The following is a 19,486-nucleotide window of genomic DNA, read 5'->3' as shown; positions in this document are numbered from 1 at the left end:
GGATTTGTCAGAGCTCTATCGCGCTCAAAATGCAGACTATCGCAGACATGCTAAATTAGATAGCGCGCAACTCCCAATCAATGCCGCCACCGCGCTGGTGGCAATTGCGCCAAGGCCCGCCATTTGCATTCAGAGCCTTGGCACGCTGGGTTCGTCGAAATCGCTCGCTGCGCCGGCAAATCTCTGCGCGCCAACCAGCACCGACTTGTTCAGCGACGCGATGAGGTCTTCTACGCGTAGCGGCTTGCTGAGATAGTCGTCCATGCCCGCATGCAGATACCTCTCGCGATCACCGGCCATGGCGTTGGCGGTGAGAGCCACGATGAACGGCTGACGCGCATGCTGGCGGCCGGACGCGCGGATCAATCTTGTCGCTTCGAGACCGTCCATATCAGGCATTTCGATATCCATCAGGATAACGTCGTGGCTGCCCCGGGTGTATGCAGCGACCGCCGACTGCCCGTCGACAGCCAGTTCCGGCTTGTAGCCCAGGCGCTCGAGCACCTTGCAGCCAAGCTTTCGGTTGGTGGCATTGTCATCGACCAGGAGGATGTGAAGCGGAAACTTCTGCGCCATCGTACTGTCGAGAGCCGGCCCCTTCGGCTGGTCGGATCGGATGGAACGGGTCGGAGATCCGACAAAGATCGACAGCAAGGTGTTGAGCAATGGCGATGGCTTGATCGGCTTGGAAAGCGTGGCCGCGAACTTGATGATTTCCATCTCCTTCTTCTTGTCTTCAGGCATGGGCACCATTGAACTGAGTAGCACCAGCGGAACGCTGCCCTTGCCGTCGAGCGCGCGTATCTGTCTCGCCAGTTCGATGCCATCCATGTCAGGCATGTTCAGGTCGAGAACGATGACATCGAAGACCTCGCCTCGCGCGAGCCTTAGAAGCGCTTCCGCGGGATGTTCGCTTTCAGCTGCAGCCATGTTCCAGGACTGGGCCTGCAGGGACATGATGCGCCGGTTTGTTGCGTTGTCGTCGACGACCAACATCCGCTTGCCCGCCAGTTCGTCCCTTGCTTGCAGTGAGTGAGCTGGTTTTCGGCTCGATGCGACAGGAGCGCGGATGGTGAAGAAGAACGTCGTACCTTTGCCTTCAACGCTCTCTACCCAGACCTCACCTCCCATCAATTCCACCAAACGCCTGCTTATCGCCAGACCAAGCCCGGTTCCGCCATAGCGTCTCGTCGTGGAGGCGTCGACTTGGCTGAATGATTTGAAGAGGCGATCCATCCGGTCCTTGGCTATGCCGATGCCGGTGTCACGCACCGAGAACTGCAGCGTACACATTTTCCGCCCGCCTTCCTGTTGGCTGCTGTCCGCGGCTTTGGACGGCACCTCCATCACGGAAAGTACGACCTCTCCTCGCTCAGTGAATTTGACGGCATTGTTGAGCAGGTTGATCAGAACCTGGCGTAGACGGTTGCTGTCGGCGACAATCGTTTCCGGCGTGCCGGGCTCGACGACGTAGCCGAGGTCCAGTCCCTTCTCTGCCGTCCTTGGCGCGATTAGGTCTATCGCGCTTTCGAGACATTCGCGCAGTTCGAACTGCCGAGGATCAAGGTCGAGCCTGCCCGCCTCCACCTTCGAGAAGTCGAGTATGTCGTTGATGATGGTCAGCAGCGCTTCTGCGCTGTTGTTGATCGTCTCGCCGATTTCCCGCTGCTCATCGTCAAGCTGCGTGGCGAGCATCAAATTGGCCATACCGATGACACCGTTCATCGGCGTGCGGATTTCATGGCTCATGGTGGCCAGGAACGTGCTTTTGGCTTCGTTGGCCGCCTCGGCCGCTTCCTTGGCATCCTTCAAGGCGCGCGATAGCTCCTTAAGCTCCGTGAACAGTTGTGCGTTGTGAAGTGCGGCTCCCGCATTGGCGGCAATGGTCGAGAGCAGTCGCAGCGAATTTTCGTTGAACATACCCTCCCGTGTCGTGCTCTGCACGCTGATCACGCCGACATTGCCTTGAGCCGTCTTGATTGGAACGCCAAGGTAGGACAACGCATCCTTGCCAACCGGAGTTGCTCCGATTTCCGCGCCGCGTTCCGCGACATCCTGATTGATGAGCAACGGCTCGCCGGTTTCTATGATCTTGCTTGTGAGGCCTTCGCCGAGCTTAAGTGTGGTGAAGGCTTCGCCGAACTGATAAGGAAAATGGATCAGCTTTGTCTCCGGATCGAGCAGAGCGACGTAGACTATGTCGGCGTTGAAAATCTCCTGCATCTGATCGCCGATCAGCTGGATAGTATTGCCAAGTTCAGCCTCGCCTATGAGTGCCTGACTGACCTTGCCGATCGCGCCCAGTTCAGCGGCACGGTGCTCCGTTTCCTTTAGAAGCCTTTGAGTCTCATCAAAGAAGCGGGCGTTGGCGATTGCGACTCCCATATTGGAGGCTATCGTCTGCAACAAACGTACGTGGTTCTCGTCGAATGCGTTCTGTTCGTAACTTTGAACACTCACCACGCCGAGCGTTCTCTCGCCCGAATTGATCGGCACGCCAATGTATGAAGAGGTCCTGTCATCTTCGTCCGGGAAATAGGCACCGCGCCTCTTTCCTTCCTCCATGGTGCTGAAAACCAACGGTTTTCCCGTGGAGATAATTTCCGATGTAAGCCCTATCCCTATCGGAAACGGCTCGATAGTCTTGTAACCCCTATAGTAAGCGTAAGGAACTCGAACTACGCCGGATTGGCGGTCGTGCAACAGAATCTCGCTGACCTCCGTGCCGAATGCGTCCCTGACCTTATCGCCCACGAGCCGAATAATTGTGTCGACATTCAGTGACTTCGTCATCGCTTCGCCGACGCTATTGAGAATGGCCAATTCCTTGGCCCGGTCTTGCGCCACTTTCAGCAGCCGCTGGGTTTCGTCGAAAAGGCGAGCGTTGGCGATGGCGACGCCCATGCTGGAGGAGAGCCCCTGCAAAAGGCGAATATCATCTTCATTGAAGGCGTTCTTCTCGTAACTCTGCACGCTGACAACGCCCAGAGTTCTGCCTCCGGCAATGATCGGCACGCCGATATAGGATTCGGCTCGCTCCGCTTCAGTGAGTGCAATGACACCGAACTCAAGGGACTTTTCGAAAGTCGCGAAAATTAACGGCTTTCCGGAGAGGATAACCTTGGAGGTCAATCCTTCGCCCAAAGCAAACGGTTCGACATCCTGATAGCCGCGATAAAATGAGTACGGGACTGTGATCAGGTCGGACGCCTCGTCGCGCAAGAGGATTTCCGTGATGTCGGCCCCGAATATCTCGCGCACCTTATCGCCGACGATGCGGGTCACTGTCTTCACATTCAGCGTCTTCGCCATCGCTTCGCCGACGCTATTAAGAATGGCGAGTTCCTTTGTGCGTACCTCGGCAAATTGGCTCAAACGCTTGTTTTCGACAGAAAGACGGTCAAGTTCGATTGCTGCAGTTGCCTCGGCGTTTTCCAGCTCGGCAATACGCCGGTTGGCGGATTCCAGGCGGCTGGCAAGGTCGCTTTCGACTGAGCCCTGCATATCGGCTTCTCCCAAAAGGAACATTCCGCCAAGGTCGAGAGGAATGCTTTCCCTCACCCATATATTAGCTAGTAGTGTTACACACTAGGCGGCCGATCGACAGTACCGGCGAGTCGTGGCCTGAAGGGGACAAGCTAGACTCTCCGCGCAGTCTCCAACCATGTCTGCTTCCAGGCCGTGTCAAGCTTGCCTCCAGCGGCCGAGATTGGGCGCTCAGCAGTCGTTCGACACGTGTGGCGGGAACGCCGGATTGGACGTAGGCCAACGGTCAATCAACGGGCCTACCTTGCCCTCTGACTACCTCCAAAACCAAACGCCAAGGCAGTTGGGCCGTACCTCGGGAAAACATTTCCTGAAACTGGCCAACCGCCGTCAGTGCTTGTCCGCTTTTCCGGCAGCCCCTACCCGTCCCCCACTCAGGAGCAATTCCTTTGCCTCAGGCGACCAGCGGCTTCTTGTCAGGGTCAGTTGGAAGCTGCGGTTGTGGTCGACGATCGTCTGCGGCCCAAGATTGGCGGCCGCATCGAGGAGTTCCGCGAACCTCTCCTGCGCATCGGCGACCGGCCAGGCGTTCGATTCGGTACTCGCAGGCTTTGAGCCTCTCTTTTTTTCGGGACTTTTGCCCAAGCTGAATCCTTTCTACGCACAGGGCGACTATGCTTAACGATTTGCCGGTGCCTCTCGCCTACGTTCGCGCCGCACAATCACACTGACACAATAACAGGATGCCAGCAGTGAGCCCACTCCCGAGAATTTATGTCCTTGACACGAACGTAGTAAGCGAACTCATCAAAAAAAGACCACATCCCAGCGTTGTCCGCTGGATAGCGGAAACGGACACCTCGCTCGCGATCCCGTTTGGCTGCGTGATCGAAATTCAGCGAGGCATTACGATGCTTCAAGCACGGAACGTTGCCAGATCCCTTGAACTGCAGTCCTGGCTCGACCGCCTTCTGGTGTCGGACATGGCGTTCCTCCCCATGGATGCCGACACCTCGAAGCTCTACGCCCGAATGACGCTCGTCCCCAGTCTAAAAGACCTGTGGACGAAATCGCCACAAGCCAAGGACGCAAGAATGCACCAAGACCTCGCGATCGCGGCATCCGCCATCGTGCATCGTGGCGTCGTCGCCACGATGAACACCAAGGACTTTTTGCGGATCGACCGTCATTTCCCGCTGCCAGGACTTTTCGATCCCGCATCACTCGAGTGGAGCATCCTTCCGAAAGGCGGGCACCGTCGGCCACAACCGGTGCATCGTTTTGCGGCAACTGCACGCCCCCGCCATAGGGCGAGCGCTTCGCTTTCACTCTGTCGAGATGCCTTTTGAGGGCTTTGCGCCGACGGCGAATTCGATCGCCGGCACGACGTCCTTGGCAAGCCAAGCGCCCAGGTCGTTGGCGTCGGGCCATTCCTCGCGCCCGCCAAGCTTGAAGAGAACCCGAGAAACCGCCTCCCACGGGCTTCCGTGCGGGAAGATCGCAGGATGCACTCTCCAGGTTTCGCTGCTTCGGGAGTTCGGCTCGACAAACAGCGCGAGGTTCTCCAGTTCGCTGCGCGCCCGGCGCGCCGGATGCTCCAATTTCGCGACCAGCGCGCCCTTGGCGACATTCTTCCCTTCGAAGTGCGGCTGGAGGGCAGCCTGGATATCGCCAAGCATCCCCTTGAGCCTCTCCACAAGGATCGGCACCCCGTTCTGGGCCTTCGCCCGCGCCAGCGCTCTCAGCCCATCGACTCCGGCAATGTCGGCGGGGTCTGTTTGCGCAGTCTGAGTATCACCGGAAACCAGACCCCTGATTTCGCGAACGGTCGGCCGCTTGCCCGCCTTGAGGTCTGCTACTACGGAAGCGACGGTTTCGGCCGCCGCTGCCGCCAGCGCGTACATAGCGGCCGCAGGCACGCTGCAGTCGACCAGGACCTTCCGATGGGCACGCAGGTTGTTGTGAACGGCGATGTAGTTGCCGGCGCCTCGCCTGGTGAGCCGGCATGCTTGCTTAGACCAACGCTCGAAGACATCCTGGCTTGGTGACTTGCCGCGCACTTTCGCGAGCATCTCCCCGCAAGCGAACACTTCTTCGGTCCGCTTCCGGCCGAGTGAAGCGAACATCTCCCGAGCCTCCTCGAACGAGGGCACGGCGGCTTCCGGAATTCCGAGGCTGCCGTAGTCGATCGACTGCTCGTTCGCTTTCGCCGAGCCGGACTGACGCCCATTGCGGCGCCCCTGCCCGGAAGCGGCGACGTGTCTTGCTGGCGCGACCTGGTCGATTTCCTGTGCAGTTTCTCTCAGAGCCTTCACACTATCCATCAATATGACCTCTCCCAACATGCTTGTTGAAACCGCGGCAGGTCAGACCAGAACTGCTAGCCGGGCTCGTGTACCAGATGCCGTCACTTACGACATATTCGTTTAAGGATGCAGGATAACGGCGGGAAATGTTTTCCCAGTTCCGCAACCATTTATAAGGCAATCCAACGACCGCTTATAACGTTTGCTCAAGGAACCACGATATGTTGGTGCGGCGCTTGACCGCCTGGGCTATGTTCACTATACGTTCCCGTCCATGACCACGCGCCAACACCTCGACCTCATACGCTGACCGCTCCCGCGGCCGCCCTTGCGGCGGCCGAGAACGCATGCGCATGAAACCGAGGACAATGTCGTGATCCACACCTCCAGGAAATCCGAGACGACTACGAGGCAGGTCCGGCGCGCGCCCATACGCTCGGCCATCGGCGCCTGAGCGCGCGCGTCTCTTCGTCAGTTTCCGATTTCCATCACCGTGCTGTGGCACGGTTGCGACCGAGGTGTCGACATGATCCGCTACAAGACCCTGAAGGGTGCCGGGAGCAGCAATGCCGGCACCTTCCGCAACAAGCTGCATCAATCCTTACCGCGCTTCCTCGCCTACTGCGCGATCATGCGGGCATGCCGCTCCATCCCGCAATTCCGGCAGCTGAAACCTGTGGTCGTCGGTTTGTTGCTCCCGGCGGGCGCGGATAAGGACATCTTTGAAGAGGCTGTCCACTATGCCGCGCATGGCCCTTCCTTCATCTATGGCGGCCTCGACGGCACCGAGATCCTGACGAAGGGCGACCGTTGGTCGAAGGCCAAGGAGGCGGAACTTTCCGCGGCGCTCTCGAAGCGGCGGCGCGTCGTCCTGGTGATGGAGAGCGGCACGGAGATGCCGGATTACTTCCGCCTCGCCACTGACGGGGTGGTCGAAGTGGGGCCGATCCTGCCGCGGCACGTCATCGCCGGGGCAAGGCTCTGCCTCAAGACGGAGATCACGCCCGAACAGGCCGAGTTCATCGCCACGATGCCCCTGTCCGTCATCGGTGCCACGCTGCGCCCGGGAAGGTCCGTCGCTCACGCGATCAAGCTAATGGTGCAGGCCAGTGCGCCGAGGGCGGCCAAAGACATTTCCGGCCCGACGCTTGACGACCTCCATGGCCTCGGCGAGGCGGGCGAATGGGGCCGCGAACTGGCGACTGACCTCGCCGACTGGCGGGCTGGAACGATCGGCTGGGCAGACGTGGATCGCGGCATTCTGCTCTCCGGGCCGCCCGGAACGGGCAAGACCACGTTCGCGGGCGCTCTCGCTCGCACCTGCAACGTCCACCTCGTCCTTGGCTCCCTCGGCCGCTGGCAGGCGAAGGGCCACCTCGGTGACCTTCTGAAGGCCATGCGGGCGGCGTTCGACGACGCAAGAAAGAATGCGCCGTCGATCATCTTCATCGACGAGATCGACGCCGTCGGCGACCGCGAGAAGTTCAACGATTACAACCGACAGTACTGCACGGAGGTGGTGGCCGCGCTGCTCGAGTGCATCGACGGCGCGGAGGGCCGCGAGGGCGTCGTCGTGGTCGGAGCCTGCAACCATCCCCACAGGCTCGATGCCGCGATCGTCCGCGCCGGCCGCCTCGACAGGCATGTCCGCATTCCCCTGCCGGACCAGAAGGGCCGCGAAGGAATCCTGCGCTGGCACCTGCAGGGATTGCTTGCCGATGCCGACCTGTCGGAAATCGCTGAGAGAACCGAAGGCTGGAATGGCGCCTCCCTCGAGCAACTGGTCCGGCAGGCGAGACGGCGGGCAAGGCGGGCGCGCCGCGACATGGCGCTCGACGACCTTGTGTCCGAGCTTCCCGCTTTGGTTCCCATTCCACCGGAAATGCGCCGCCGGGCGGCCGTCCATGAGACCGGACATGCCATCGTCGCGCTCGCGCTCGCGTGCGGCGAACTCGTCTCGGTTTCGGTCGAGAAAGCCATCCTCCCGAATCCCGAGCTGTTTCAGAACGGCGGCGGGACCCTCTTCAGGGATAAGGGGATCAAGGAACGCACCCACGCCCAGCTGCTCGACAGAATCGCCGTTGGGCTTGGAGGCATCGCGGCCGAGGAAGTGGTCTTCGGGGAGCGGTCGGCGGGCGGTGGCGGTGGCAGGGGTTCCGACCTCCACACGGCCACGCTTTCGGCGCTGGCGTTCGAGGCATCCTACGGCCTTGGCGAAGGCTTAGCGTACCTCGCACCTGACGACGAAGAGGAACTCTTCTCCGCATTGCGGCTCGACCGCCTCCTGCACGCACGTGTCGACAGGATGCTGCTGGAGCAGTTCCAGCGGGCGAAGCGGATCATCGAACGCGAGCGGCTGGAGGTAGATCGCGTCGCCGAGGCTTTGCTCATCAAGGGGACGCTCGATGCCAGCGAGGTGGTCGAGCTGATCGCCCAGCAGCCGCGGCTCAAGCTGGTCGACGGTGACGACAGGAAGACAGGATAGATGTCGCGCAATATGGTTCGGCCCTATGTCGGCAGCGAGCCATGGAGCGCGGCCTGTGCTGCGCGAGACTTCCTCGCGCTGCGGCGGTCGCTGGCCTGGACGGCACAAAGAGGGTGATGCCATGATTGTCGCGCTCCCGAGACTTCAAGGAAGGCAGCTCATCTGGGCGACCGCCGCCGTTCTGACGGTTGCTGTCGCGCTTATGTGGCCGCAACGGGCATATGGGACGCTCCATTTCGTCCTGCAGAGTTTCATGGACGTCGCGTTGATGGTTGCGATCGGGCTAATCATCTCGGCATGGGTCGCTGCCAGTGGAGCAGCGACCGTTACGGCGCGATGGTTCAAGGGCCGCCCTGTCGCGACTGTGTTGATCGCGTCGGGAATCGGCACCGTGACGCCCGTATGTGGCGTAACGGTGCTGCCGCTCACGACCGGATTCCTCGCTTCCGGCGTTCCGCTTGCGCCGATCATGGCATTTTGGCTTTCCTCGCCCATTACGGGACCCACAATGCTGACCGCGACCTGGGCGCTGCTCGGGCCTGGATTCGCAATCGGAAAGATGCTTGCGGCTTTTGCGCTGGGGGTCTTTTCAGGCGCGATGACAGCGCTCCTTGCGCATACACAGATGGTCCAAAACCCGCTACGGGCACAAGGAGTCGTGAAGGGCGGACCATGTGGCACGTGCATGCCAACGGACCTGTCTTTCCGGATCTGGCGAGATCCGGCGCGTATGCATGCGTTTGGAGCAAATCTTGTCTCCACAACAAGAACCGTCGTGCTCTGTCTGACGTTTGCCTTTTCGGCCGAGTTCCTGCTGCGAGACCTTCTGCCCGCACATGTCCTCACCGCCTATATCGGCAGTGGCTCCCCCTATGCGATCCCGCTTGCGGTGCTGGTCGGCGCGCCGATGTATCTCGACGGCCTTGCGGCACTGCCTTTGGTTCGAGGTTTGCTCGATCTCGGCATGTCGCCCGGCGCGGCAATGGCGCTCCTCGTTTCAGGCGGCGCGGTGAGCATTTGGGGTGTCATGGCCGTCGCTTTGGTACTCAGGCCGGCAACCATCGCCCTGTTCGTGGCGCTGGCGGTTTCGGGATCGCTGGTCATCGGCTATATCTTCCAGGCGCTCTGGATGCTCTTTTCATGAGTGGGAGAGCGGCGCTGGAGTGTCCCGCACCGCCGGCTCAAACCAGAGTGGGGGTGGGAAATGGAAGACATCGTCGCGCGGGTTCGCCGCACATCGAAACTTGGCATCCTGGGTGAAGTGCTGGCTGCGGAGGCTCTCGTCCGGAACGGATTTCGGGGCGTTCGCAACCTGAACGACGACGTGCACAACCAGCCGTTCGCAGACGTCCTCGCCGAGAAGGGCGGCATCCGCTATTTCATCGGCGTGAAAGCCCGAAACGAGGAACGCGACGTGGGCGGGCTGAACGAGTCCTACAACTGCATCCTCGTGCCCGATGCCATCAACAGGCGAATGAAGGAGCAGGGCGCGACCGTCGATGACATAACTGCCCTGGCGCTCCGCCAAGTTTATCAGCTCGCCGAGCGCTTCGCCGCCATCCCAGCCTGGGTCACGGTCCCGCTGCGCCCGATGCGAGGGACGTACGCTGCCTATTTCGGTCTCCTGAAGGAGCTTGGCAACAAGCGCTCCATCCCGATGACGGGAGCGGCGCGAGCCAGTTACACGTGCCTAGCCGACTGGGCGGTGGACGCGCGGATTACGCCCGACCTCTGCAATGCCGTTGGTCGGCGTCCGTCCCGATCTGTCCCGCGACCTACGCTGTTCTGATGCCTGGCGCAGCCGGATAGTTAAAGAAGGTGTCGTCAGGGTCGAAGGCTCCAGCGCCACACCCCGCCAGGTGCATCCTCCCGTTACCAAGCTGCGCTATGCTCCGAAACTCTCATGAGCCGCTCGGGCGGTGTCGAAGGACCTAGCCCCCTATCGAACGGAAGGCTTCCGAGGCGACGTCCTATCTCCCTCGCGCGCCGGCTGGGTCCTTCCGTCAGGAACCCGCAGCCCTTCCCCGCCGAGTGGTCGGCGCCGCTCGGGAACTGGCCCTCGGTCGGGTCGACGATCTCTCCGGTCGCCGCATTCCTCAGGAACCAGTGCATCTGGCCGGGCTTAAGCCCCAGCGCTCGTGGTTGATGACGTGCGGCACCCAGCCCGCGGCATAACCGCCGAGGAGGTGGAACGCCGCTTCCGAGGCGGCATAGCAATGTCCGGCCAGAGGATTGCCGCTCTTCGGTGCGTGAGTCCTCCATGCGGGAGACAGCAGGTCCTCCGTGAGGCAGTGGGCGATCGCCTCGCACAAGGCGGGCGTCGTCAAGGCTAAAGGCGGAAAAATGGCGTCCATCCATGCAGGGTGAACGGGCGTTCGCCGAACCACAAGGATTCGATTGGTGCGGCCCAGAGGACTCGAACCTTATCCCGAGTCAGAGTGTCCAGTGAGTGTGTAGATTGGCTAGCTCAGCTCGGCGGGAAAGGACATCCTGGCGGGCGCTTGTCGTGTTCACTCGGAACATCGCCGGCTACGATACCGGGCGCAATGCCGCGACGGGCAGCGTAGAGCAAAGAAAGAAGGGCCGCTCGTCGACTCCTCAAACAGTCTCATCAACGAGATTGTCGCCTTGGCAGCTAATGGCCTCGCGCGCCGCAACGGCTGTCTCGACGAACGAATCAATCTGCCCTTTCGTGTGGTTGTGCATCATCTGCACCCGCCAGCGGCATCCGTTTTTCGCGACGGCCGGATATTCGACCAAATTCACGATCGCTCCATTGCTCAGCATAGACGATGTCATCATGCGCGACAGGCCGTTGCGGCCGAGGACGACCGGTACGATCGCGCTCGGAGCTCCTAAAACGTTGAAACCCGCCGCCTGAAGGCGGCTTCGCATGTAGTTGATATTTTCCATCAGCCGTCTCCGCCTCCTTTCTCCTTCGGGACTGTCGACAATGGCAAGGCAGGCAAGCACCGCAGCCGCCTGCATCGGGGACATGGCGTTGGTGAAGGTCAGCGGCCCACACGAGGATCGGAGCGCCAGTTTCAGCTCGGTTCTGTCTGAGGCGACGAAGCCACCGTTCGAGGCGAAGGTCTTCGAGAAGCTTCCCATGATGATATCGACGTTCCTTAGGGCCCCCTGAATTTCAAGATATCCACGGCCGCCGTTGCCAATGGCCCCCAGGTCATGCGCTACGTCGACCATGAGCGTGGCTCCGTATTTCGAGCAAATTGTCTGCAACCCCACAAGATTCGGAACGTCGCTGTCCATCGAAAATACAGTCTCGGTGACCACGAGAATTCCGGCACGCGCGCCATCGGCGCGCAGCCGCGACAACCTCCGCTTTACGCCTTCGTTCGAGCAGTGCGGGAAACGGTGGACGTTGGGCGTAGCAGCCTCTGCTCCTTCCTGGAGGCAGGCATGGGCGAGGACGTCGATGACGACGTGGTCCTCGCGCCGGACAAGCGTCCTGACAAGGCCGTATCCGGCACCCCATCCGGTCGGGAAAACCGTCGCGTCGGCTACGCCGAGGAAGGCGGCGAGCTTCCGTTCCAGCTCGACCGTCACCTCCGTGAGGCCCATTAGCGCGGACGATCCGGCGCTGTGGACACCGTACCGTTCGGCGGCCTCCGTCGCCGCGTTGATCACGCGCTTCTCCGTCGAGAGGTTCAGGTAGTCCTGTGAAGCGAAGTTCACGCCGGAGACAGGTTCACCGTCCCTCGTGAACGCAGTTATCTCGCTGTCGATTCGCGAAGCTGTATACTTGCAATAGGGATCAAGGCGTGCTCCTAGCCGTGCGTCGAACCAACCTGTCAGAGCCCGCCACCTAGCGGAAAGGTCTGTATCCGACTTGTTGTAGTAGTCGGTCGTCACACCTTCCATCACATCGAAATCACGATGTTCGACTTTGGATAGCATAGTCGATCCCTCCAGAACATGCGCGATCCGGACAGAAACAGGGGCTCCTCAAGCGGTTAAGTAGCTCTCCCCACTGCCAATTGTCTCGGATATTGCCCCGGCGATTTCTGATCCGCGTGACCCGTTTGGGTCATGTGTCAGCACGAGCGTCTGGGCATTGCAGGACAGGTTCGGGATTGCGGCCACGGTTCAGTAACATTGGCCTTTCATCGGCAGAGCCGTTGCTGCGCAGGGTGGACTCCCGCCTTGCGGCTCGGTCAGTGCGAAACCGCCTCCATAGTGAGTTGGACGACACCTATTTTTGCCGCGATGGGAGAACATCTCGTGCTCCGGCGGCCCAACAGTTCCGCCGACCCAGCGCGGGTGCGCGGAGCAGAACAGGCGCCGGGTTCGGCGAGCGGACCCGCCTGAATTTCCAAGGAACTGCGAGCGGGATGGCGCAAACACGGCGGCTCTCCTCGTTCTCGCCACAGCTGGTCCTGCTCTGACGCGTATCTTGATACCAAATTGGGATACGAGCCCTCCTTTGTCCGACTTGAAATTCGATAGTCGCTGCGCTTAGCTGGCATCCGTTCGTCACCCAGCGGGGGAACGATGGGGGCAGCTTTCAATTTGTCGGGGATCACAGCTGCTTTGGTCGAGGCGGCGGTCGATCCAACGCGTTGGAACGCCGCAATGGAAGTGGCTGCGCAGGCGACCGGGAGCGCCGGGGCACTGCTCTTCGACATGAGGGGACACCTGCCAGCGGTACCGCGCAATGCGGCAATGGAACGCGCTTTCGAGGCGTATGTCCGCGATGGCTGGATAGCCAAGGACGAGAGATACCGCCTTGCGCCCTTTCTGAATCGGCGAGGCGTCACGACGGACTTCGACCTTTTGACTGCTGAAGAGATTGGCAGGCACCCATTCTATCAGGACTTTCTCCAGCCGTTGGGCCTTCATGGATATGTGGCCGTAAAAATCGCCGCCGGGGACTCCTTCTGGGCACTGACGCTCCAGAGAACTGCCGGACAGGGACAGTTTCTGCCTGACGAAATGCGCGAGCTTGCGCGGTTATCCGCTCATCTGGGATCGGTTGCCGCAATGGTCCGGGCTCTGGGCTTCGCGCGCGCCGAGGCCGCGTCGGATGCGTTCGACGCAAGCGGAACAGCCGTCGTCATGATTGACCAGGGTGGGAAAGTCATCCGAACAAATTCCGCCGCCGAACAACTGCTTGGTCCTGACCTCCAGATTTCCAATTCCCGGCTGGTGTCAGCCCACAGGGATGCCACCGTGTCCATCCAGAAGTCAATCTGGGAGCTCCTGCACGCCATGGAACCAGCATCGTCCATGCCGCCGGTGCCCCTGCCGCGCATCGGTCGGCATCCCCTGCTGGCATATCCGATGCGTCTGCCGGCCGTGTCGCCGAACGCTCTCGCGCCCTGCCAGGCGGCCGTCGTGCTGCTTGATCCGGATGTGCGCCCGCGGCCGCCTGAAGCTGTCCTGCGGTCCTGTTTTGGCCTGACCGCATCCGAAGCGAGGCTCGCCCGCCATGTCTCGTCAGGCGAAGCCTTGGAAGCGGCCGCGGATGAGCTGGCGATCTCCTACGAGACCGCGCGCAACCATCTCAAGGCGGTCTTCGCCAAGACCGACACCCATCGACAGGCGGAACTGATTGCCCTGCTCTCGAGGATCGCAAGCGGACCGCCGGGTGGCCGATGATCTTGGCGCGGGGTCGGGGCTGCGGCAGCCCTGACCCCGCTGAAGAATTCAGACGACGCGCCTGCGCTGCTGATGCATCCGAGCACGCGTACTCGCCGCCCATCGCGGCGAACTTCTTGGAGACGAGCCTGTCCCAGATTTCAAACCGTTGACAACCTCGCGGCGCGCCTGAGCAAGACCATCGCTGCGGCAAGGCCGAGAAATGCCGCCGCGTTGGCGGCGGCGCGCTCGTAGTTCCTGGTCCAGTCGCCGGTTGCGGCCTACCGCTTTTCAAAAAGCTGACTTTTGAGTTCCGAGCATCAACCGGGACAAACCACTTTCCCAGCCGGGTTGCTGAAACAGGCCTTCCCCGAACCTGCCTCTGCCGACGTAGTAAGTGCAATCGGGTACAACACGCCGGCAAGGATTGCCGCAAAGAACAGAGCCTTCATTTTCGCCATTTTGCCCTCCCGAATTTGTGCTGGCGAGCTTGATTACCATGTCCACTTTGGGGTCCACATGACCCAAATGGGTCATGTGGAAGAACGGACGAACAGGGGAGGTGACCCCCTTCCGAGTCGAAGGCCTTACCATGTCGTTCATCAGCGTCGAGAACCTCATTGCCTCTCTCTGCGTGAGGCCCTGAAAAGCGCAGCCGCCGAACTCGGCCACGTTCTCCCGCACAGCATCCCAAACCAGCCATTCTCCATTGGGGTCGCTAAGCGGCCTGTAAGGACCCCCGCCCATTAGGATAACTGTTCCGATCGTAACCTCCCCGAGGCACCCGCGTATGCGACCTCTGGAGCCCAACCCTACAAGGACCGATCGAGCGACATTGTCGCGATGCCTCGCCAAAAGCCTACTTCAGCTTCCTCTTGAGGGCTTCAATCTCCTTCGAGATCGAATCTCCAACCTTGAGAATTGGCTTGTAGGCGGTGTAGTCGCCACCTTTGCTTATCTCGGCACGATAAAGCTTCTTTGGGTTCTTGGTGTCTCGGGCCCAAAGCTGGCAGTCGCCGGACGTAGACTCGCCCCAGGAGCCCTTCCATTTGTTGGAAACACACAACTTGCCATCGCTTGCCGTCCAGGTGCCCACGGCATAGGAAGGACCATTCCCGGTGTAGCCCAGCATTTTGCCGTCGGCACCGAGGAACCACGATATGTTTACGGTTTTTCCGTTCGCCCCCTTCTCTTTGAATGTGTAAGTCCTCCCTCCAAACATCGAAGAGATATCGGTGCTCGTTACAGGCGCAGCGCCTTTTGGCATTGTCTCGGAAAGAGCAGGAGTGATGGTGAGGCCCACGATCAGAACGGATAAGGTCAAGGCTTTCATCGCAATTTCCTCCGTCGGGTGTAGGGACGACCTTGCGGTTGCGCACGCGGAACGCGTCGTTCCCAGAGCGCTGATTACCATGCCACTTGAGGAGCCACATGGCCCATTTGGGTCATGTGGACATGTCGAGGCTCTGGACTCACCAAGGATCAGGCCGCCCGAACCCGCTCCGCCTCCGACGCGCTCTGTCCCCAGCGGTGCTCGTCTGCAAGGGACGCTTCGCTCAAGCCCTTGCAGACTGCGTGCGCCAGCGCTTTACGGGACGCGCGACGGCGGCTCCGGGGATCAGGCTTGGGTTCCAGACCACCTCCGGCGGGAAGCTGGTTAAGGGGAGGATTTCGTAAAGGGCTAATTGGACAGAATGTCAGGATGACTTAGGCGGCACGTACAGGCAGATCGTACTGTCAGGGCCAAATGGTATTTCACGATGCCGTTCTACCGTTGCTTTTTGGTCATGGCACCAATGGTAACGCATGTCGTGTGACTGACGCACCCTGCCGTCCCCGTAAGGCAGCAACTCACCGGACGGCACCTTGAAGCCCTTGCTTGTTTCGCGAACGGCGCCATCTGCCATCGGCTCGCAATGCTCGTCCTCGCAGCACTGTTTTTCGTACCAGCTATGTGCCGATGCCACCGGCACTCCGAAGGCACACGCTGCGGCGATGATAGCGTCCAACCCGAGGGCGCCGCCGCGCCCGCCAAATGGCCAGATCATGATTTATCCCGGATCAGGTTGAGAAAGTCCGACTGATAGATACAGCGATGGCCGAGGGCATTTGATAGATAGGTCCAGGCCCGATCGGCGCTGTGCGCTAACGCAGAACCACTCTCCAGCGCCGCAGCCGTGGCCATCAAGCCCGCCAGCCCTGCCCGTCGTCGCGTGCTGACCACATGCATCGAAGGGCCTCCCCCCTTGCTGTGACCGAAGTCGTCACCAGCCACGGCACCCTTCGCGCGGACACGCCAGGTGGCCTTGGACTTCTCTGCTGGGCGATACGATTTCTTCCTAGATTAGCACATACTAATATGATAAGCAAATGCGAGGGCTAATTCATGGTGCAGTTCCAAATCACTACTGCATTGATGTGGCTTGTCTTAGCCGCCGAGGCGAACGCTCACGATTGGTACACCGGGAAGACTGATCCCGTTCTTCATTATGACTGCTGCGGCAACAAGGATTGCCGCCCAATCGATTCCAGCAACGTCAGGATGACCAAAGACGGTTATTTTGTGAGGATGCCGCGTCCCACCTACCTGAATGAGCCGCAAGAAGCTGAGTGGTTCATTCCTAGAGATCGCGTCCAGCCCGCGCCGGATGATCGGTATCATATTTGCGAGCGTCTGATGACGTTTTACCGAGCGATCACCCCCCACATGAAGTTCGAAGCCTATCAGAGATTCAGGTGGACGTGCTTTTTCGCACCGCCGGGCACAAGTTCAATCGCGGCAAGTCGTTAGGACAGACACGGTCGGCACACCACGAAGCGAGATGAGGCGGTGTCGTGGTCAACCGACCAAGATGACCAAGAGCTAACACGTGCTTGTGCTGGACCATTCTTCGAGGTCTGGCCACCTCGCTCAAGGGATCAAGATGAAATTGGGATTCGTCGGAACGGGTGCGATCACAGAGAGCGTCGTCAGAGGCTTGGTCAAGGCAGGGAACGACCTTGAGGGCATTGCGGTGTCGCCGCGCAACGCTGAGGTGGCTGCTCGCTTGGCAGCGCTTCATCAACTCATCCGAGTTGCTCGTGATAACCAAAGGGTTGTTGATTCCTCCGACATCGTGTTTCTCGCGGTTCGGCCGCAAGTCGCGAATGACATCGTTGCAAGGCTAGAATTTCACCCAGGTCAACGGGTTGTGAGCTTTGTGGCGGGCCTCCAATTGGAAGAGCTCTCGGAGTGGACCCGTGGCATACCAGGACTCTGCCGTGCAATCCCGGTTCCTCTTGTTGCCGACTTGCATGGTGTGACCGCTATATTTCCAGGCGATTCCGTCGTCACCGAACTGTTCTCCTCGCTCGGTTCGGTCGTTGAGGCGCGCGACGCTGCTGAGTTCGAGTTATTCGGGGCGGCATGTTGCCTCATGGGAACTTACTTTGGGTTTCTTGATGTTATCGCGCGCTGGATGATGGCGAAGGGTATGCTCAACGAGCACGCCCGCGATTTCCTCGCACATCTGTTTGCGGGCCTATCGGAAACGGCGCGCGCTTCGCCCGAAAGATCTTTCGAGGAACTGCGCACAGCTTACTCGACGAAGGGAAGTCTGAATGAGCAGGTATTTGATCTCTTCATAAGTTGTGGAGGTGGAGCGGCAGTTACGGGCGGGCTAGAAGCCGCGTTCTCGAGGCTTGCTCCTAGGCCGGAGCAAACTCGTCATCGCGGTCACGGCCCGGTGTCCTCCGGATAAGGCCTTCGCAGTCCGCCGACATGTCTTTGCTCGGCGTAGCACGGCTACGACCCTTCACGCGTAAGGTGGTCTCACTGTGAAGAAAGCGGGACAATTCCCTCGAACGCCGCATAGACCGAGATTCGCAGCCAGCGGTCCATGCTGTGGGCAAGACCGGCGTCGCCGCTCAGGAAAAGTCCGCCTCTTTCTATCTCGCGCTCGACGCTGGAACGGCCCTCGATGATGGCCCCAAGCGAAACAACTCCGGTCTCGACGTAAAGGTCGACGTCGCGGCCGGGATCGAGCGAGCATAACTCGGGCAATTCCGCGCCTGGCTCGACCACAAGCCAGTAATGCGGATACTTCGGTGGGGGATCGTCGCGGAAATGGAAGCGGATGACGGCGCGCCGCCGCGGCAGTTCAGCGAGGTCGATCTTTCGCCGCACGATCCACATGATGGTCGAAGCATCCGCACCGCTGAGCGCGATCTCCGCCTCGATGTTGCATTGCGCCCATTCCGCCAGCGCGTTCATCGCCGGCTCGAGGTTGATCGCCTTCTTGGTGCGGAAATAGTCGACCGTACCCTTCGCCTTGTCCTCGATGCGCTCGACCAGGCCCAACGCTTCCATCTCCTTGAGCCGCCTCGACAAGAGGGCGGACGAGATGTTGCCTAGTCCCTTGCGAATGTCGTTGAAACGGGTCGAGCCGTTCCAGAGCTCAGTCAGGATTTGGATCGTCCAGCGCGGTTCCAGGATCTCGCAGGCGCACGCGATAGGGCAGATCAGTCCGTAAGGCCGTCGCGTCATGACTGAACTCTCCTTTGCCGCAAGTTAGACCCTGCGGAGGTCCAGGGCGAGTTCACAATCTGAAGCGGAACGCTTCCGAATCTGCCCTAGCGCCTGCTCGCCTTCCACCGTCATGGTGATCGTCATTCGGCCATCCCCAACCAACGGAGATTACCATGACCAGGCGTAACATGACGCAAACGACGCTAGGCCGGACCGCACTGCGCGTGCCGGGTACTTTTCGTGGCCTGCCGCTCGAACGCCTGCTGGCCCTTGTCCATGAATGGCGGACCCGCCGCGACATAGAGCGCTCGCTCGGTAACCTGTCCAACTTCCATCTGCGCGACGTTTGCTTGACCAAGGCTGACGTCGATGCGGCTTGCGCCGACAGCTTCGATCGATCCGCTTCTCAGGCGCTCAATAGTGCGGCGCAGAACCGGATGGGAAATTGGTAAGAAGGGAAAAGCTGGCATGCGTGGCGCGCGCCTTAAAATCCCCTTTTCGCTCGCGCCACGATGACCGGAACGCCCGGTACCTGCCACATGTGCGGCCGCCTGCGGCTGCGTGGCAGTGGGTACCGAAACACTGATCGACGCGTTCGTACCGGCGCAATAAACGCGGCCCAGAAAGAGGCGTTGTTGTTTGTCGCCAATTACTAGCACTTTCCGGAAGACAGCCAGATCAAGGACACGCTCTTCCGCAACGGTAGGATTGCTCCCGATTAACGGGAAGGGATTAGGGGCAAGTCTTAGGCTTGAAAATGGTCGGAGTGGCCGGATAACGAACCTTGTCCGGAGTCCAAGTGTCCAGTGAGTGTGCAGATTGGACTTTTCGCAGGTCTTGGGACCGCTCTCAACAATATCGCGCTCCGGCCTGACTCGTCATCGGAGTGCTGTTGCGAAACGAGAAAGGAGACGGAGACAACGCTCTGGACCCACCAGGGATCAGCCAGCCAGAAGTCCCCGGGCTGCCGACGCTGCTCTGTCCCTAGCGCAGTCGTGCTCGTCCTCAAGGGACGCTCCGCTCAAGCCCTTGCGGACTGCGCGCGCCAGCGCCTACCGGGACGCGCGACGGCGGCTCCGGGGATCAGGCTTGAAATCCTAATAA

General features: G+C 60.4%; 16 protein-coding genes. 8 read left to right on the top strand and 8 right to left on the bottom strand.

What is annotated here, in order from left to right:
* Positions 1 to 129 precede the first annotated feature (129 nt).
* On the bottom strand, positions 130 to 3,504 hold the full coding sequence (locus RFN30_RS25030) for a GAF domain-containing protein (RefSeq protein WP_320264744.1): 3,375 nt from the start codon (positions 3,502 to 3,504) through the stop codon (positions 130 to 132).
* A 372-nt stretch (positions 3,505 to 3,876) separates the two neighbouring features.
* The gene (locus RFN30_RS25025) at positions 3,877 to 4,131 is read right to left on the bottom strand and encodes a type II toxin-antitoxin system Phd/YefM family antitoxin (protein ID WP_320264743.1); all 255 of its coding nucleotides are present in this window, start codon (positions 4,129 to 4,131) and stop codon (positions 3,877 to 3,879) included.
* A gap of 107 nt (positions 4,132 to 4,238) precedes the next feature.
* Between RFN30_RS25025 and RFN30_RS25020 the strand changes: the two genes are divergently transcribed.
* Entirely contained in the window at positions 4,239 to 4,835 is a 597-nt protein-coding gene (locus RFN30_RS25020) for a PIN domain-containing protein (RefSeq protein ID WP_320264742.1), read from the top strand.
* Here RFN30_RS25020 and RFN30_RS25015 read toward each other — a convergent pair.
* Complete coding sequence (locus RFN30_RS25015) at positions 4,812 to 5,810, bottom strand: hypothetical protein (protein WP_320264741.1); 999 nt, start codon at positions 5,808 to 5,810, stop codon at positions 4,812 to 4,814. The two genes, RFN30_RS25020 and RFN30_RS25015, sit on opposite strands and share 24 nt — an antisense overlap.
* Before the next feature lie 508 nt (positions 5,811 to 6,318).
* On the opposite strand from RFN30_RS25015, the gene RFN30_RS25010 reads away from it, so the two are divergent.
* From RFN30_RS25010 to RFN30_RS25000, 3 genes are all read left to right on the top strand, one after another.
* Complete coding sequence (locus RFN30_RS25010; protein WP_320264740.1) at positions 6,319 to 8,277, top strand: AAA family ATPase; 1,959 nt, start codon at positions 6,319 to 6,321, stop codon at positions 8,275 to 8,277.
* A gap of 121 nt (positions 8,278 to 8,398) precedes the next feature.
* The gene (locus RFN30_RS25005; RefSeq protein WP_320264739.1) at positions 8,399 to 9,421 is read left to right on the top strand and encodes a permease; all 1,023 of its coding nucleotides are present in this window, start codon (positions 8,399 to 8,401) and stop codon (positions 9,419 to 9,421) included.
* Between the two features lie 60 nt (positions 9,422 to 9,481).
* On the top strand, positions 9,482 to 10,066 hold the full coding sequence (locus tag RFN30_RS25000) for a hypothetical protein (RefSeq protein WP_320264738.1): 585 nt from the start codon (positions 9,482 to 9,484) through the stop codon (positions 10,064 to 10,066).
* A gap of 809 nt (positions 10,067 to 10,875) precedes the next feature.
* On the opposite strand, the gene RFN30_RS24995 is transcribed toward RFN30_RS25000, so the two are convergent.
* Complete coding sequence (locus tag RFN30_RS24995; protein ID WP_320264737.1) at positions 10,876 to 12,195, bottom strand: aminotransferase class I/II-fold pyridoxal phosphate-dependent enzyme; 1,320 nt, start codon at positions 12,193 to 12,195, stop codon at positions 10,876 to 10,878.
* A gap of 675 nt (positions 12,196 to 12,870) precedes the next feature.
* Here RFN30_RS24995 and RFN30_RS24990 point away from each other — a divergent pair.
* Positions 12,871 to 13,896 (top strand): helix-turn-helix transcriptional regulator, encoded by a 1,026-nt coding sequence (locus RFN30_RS24990; RefSeq protein ID WP_320264736.1) that lies wholly within the window; start codon positions 12,871 to 12,873, stop codon positions 13,894 to 13,896.
* Positions 13,897 to 14,734: 838 nt separating this feature from the next.
* Here the strand turns inward: RFN30_RS24990 and RFN30_RS24985 are convergent.
* From RFN30_RS24985 to RFN30_RS24975, 3 genes are all read right to left on the bottom strand, one after another.
* The gene (locus RFN30_RS24985; protein WP_320264735.1) at positions 14,735 to 15,208 is read right to left on the bottom strand and encodes a DUF995 domain-containing protein; all 474 of its coding nucleotides are present in this window, start codon (positions 15,206 to 15,208) and stop codon (positions 14,735 to 14,737) included.
* Between the two features lie 364 nt (positions 15,209 to 15,572).
* Positions 15,573 to 15,923 (bottom strand): hypothetical protein, encoded by a 351-nt coding sequence (locus tag RFN30_RS24980; protein ID WP_320264734.1) that lies wholly within the window; start codon positions 15,921 to 15,923, stop codon positions 15,573 to 15,575.
* Positions 15,920 to 16,105, bottom strand: coding sequence for a hypothetical protein (locus tag RFN30_RS24975; RefSeq protein ID WP_292452188.1), 186 nt, complete (start codon positions 16,103 to 16,105; stop codon positions 15,920 to 15,922). Before RFN30_RS24975 ends, RFN30_RS24980 begins: the two co-directional genes overlap by 4 nt.
* 156 nt (positions 16,106 to 16,261) lie before the next feature.
* Between RFN30_RS24975 and RFN30_RS24970 the strand changes: the two genes are divergently transcribed.
* Complete coding sequence (locus RFN30_RS24970) at positions 16,262 to 16,666, top strand: hypothetical protein (protein WP_320264733.1); 405 nt, start codon at positions 16,262 to 16,264, stop codon at positions 16,664 to 16,666.
* A gap of 133 nt (positions 16,667 to 16,799) precedes the next feature.
* The gene (locus RFN30_RS24965; protein ID WP_320264732.1) at positions 16,800 to 17,615 is read left to right on the top strand and encodes a pyrroline-5-carboxylate reductase; all 816 of its coding nucleotides are present in this window, start codon (positions 16,800 to 16,802) and stop codon (positions 17,613 to 17,615) included.
* Positions 17,616 to 17,686: 71 nt separating this feature from the next.
* On the opposite strand, the gene RFN30_RS24960 is transcribed toward RFN30_RS24965, so the two are convergent.
* On the bottom strand, positions 17,687 to 18,400 hold the full coding sequence (locus tag RFN30_RS24960) for a winged helix-turn-helix transcriptional regulator (RefSeq protein ID WP_292371899.1): 714 nt from the start codon (positions 18,398 to 18,400) through the stop codon (positions 17,687 to 17,689).
* A 155-nt stretch (positions 18,401 to 18,555) separates the two neighbouring features.
* On the opposite strand from RFN30_RS24960, the gene RFN30_RS24955 reads away from it, so the two are divergent.
* Positions 18,556 to 18,834: a hypothetical protein gene (locus RFN30_RS24955; RefSeq protein ID WP_320264731.1), complete on the top strand. Its 279-nt coding sequence runs from the start codon at positions 18,556 to 18,558 to the stop codon at positions 18,832 to 18,834.
* Positions 18,835 to 19,486 lie beyond the last annotated feature (652 nt).

The organism is Mesorhizobium dulcispinae (genome assembly GCF_033977345.1).
Classification (GTDB): Bacteria; Pseudomonadota; Alphaproteobacteria; order Rhizobiales; family Rhizobiaceae; genus Mesorhizobium; species Mesorhizobium dulcispinae.
This window is presented reverse-complemented; position numbering and strand designations above follow the sequence as displayed.

Bases quoted from the DNA above. Each gene is read 5' to 3' on its own strand.
- RFN30_RS25030 (WP_320264744.1), bottom strand. From the start codon at position 3,504: ATGCAGGGCTCAGTCGAAAGCGACCTTGCCAGCCGCCTGGAATCCGCC.
- RFN30_RS25015 (WP_320264741.1), bottom strand. From the start codon at position 5,810: ATGGATAGTGTGAAGGCTCTGAGAGAAACTGCACAGGAAATCGACCAG.
- RFN30_RS25010 (WP_320264740.1), top strand. From the start codon at position 6,319: ATGATCCGCTACAAGACCCTGAAGGGTGCCGGGAGCAGCAATGCCGGC.
- RFN30_RS25005 (WP_320264739.1), top strand. From the start codon at position 8,399: ATGATTGTCGCGCTCCCGAGACTTCAAGGAAGGCAGCTCATCTGGGCG.
- RFN30_RS25000 (WP_320264738.1), top strand. From the start codon at position 9,482: ATGGAAGACATCGTCGCGCGGGTTCGCCGCACATCGAAACTTGGCATC.
- RFN30_RS24995 (WP_320264737.1), bottom strand. From the start codon at position 12,195: ATGCTATCCAAAGTCGAACATCGTGATTTCGATGTGATGGAAGGTGTG.
- RFN30_RS24990 (WP_320264736.1), top strand. From the start codon at position 12,871: ATGGAAGTGGCTGCGCAGGCGACCGGGAGCGCCGGGGCACTGCTCTTC.
- RFN30_RS24985 (WP_320264735.1), bottom strand. From the start codon at position 15,208: ATGAAAGCCTTGACCTTATCCGTTCTGATCGTGGGCCTCACCATCACT.
- RFN30_RS24980 (WP_320264734.1), bottom strand. From the start codon at position 15,923: ATGATCTGGCCATTTGGCGGGCGCGGCGGCGCCCTCGGGTTGGACGCT.
- RFN30_RS24975 (WP_292452188.1), bottom strand. From the start codon at position 16,105: ATGCATGTGGTCAGCACGCGACGACGGGCAGGGCTGGCGGGCTTGATG.
- RFN30_RS24970 (WP_320264733.1), top strand. From the start codon at position 16,262: ATGGTGCAGTTCCAAATCACTACTGCATTGATGTGGCTTGTCTTAGCC.
- RFN30_RS24965 (WP_320264732.1), top strand. From the start codon at position 16,800: ATGAAATTGGGATTCGTCGGAACGGGTGCGATCACAGAGAGCGTCGTC.
- RFN30_RS24960 (WP_292371899.1), bottom strand. From the start codon at position 18,400: ATGACGCGACGGCCTTACGGACTGATCTGCCCTATCGCGTGCGCCTGC.
- RFN30_RS24955 (WP_320264731.1), top strand. From the start codon at position 18,556: ATGACCAGGCGTAACATGACGCAAACGACGCTAGGCCGGACCGCACTG.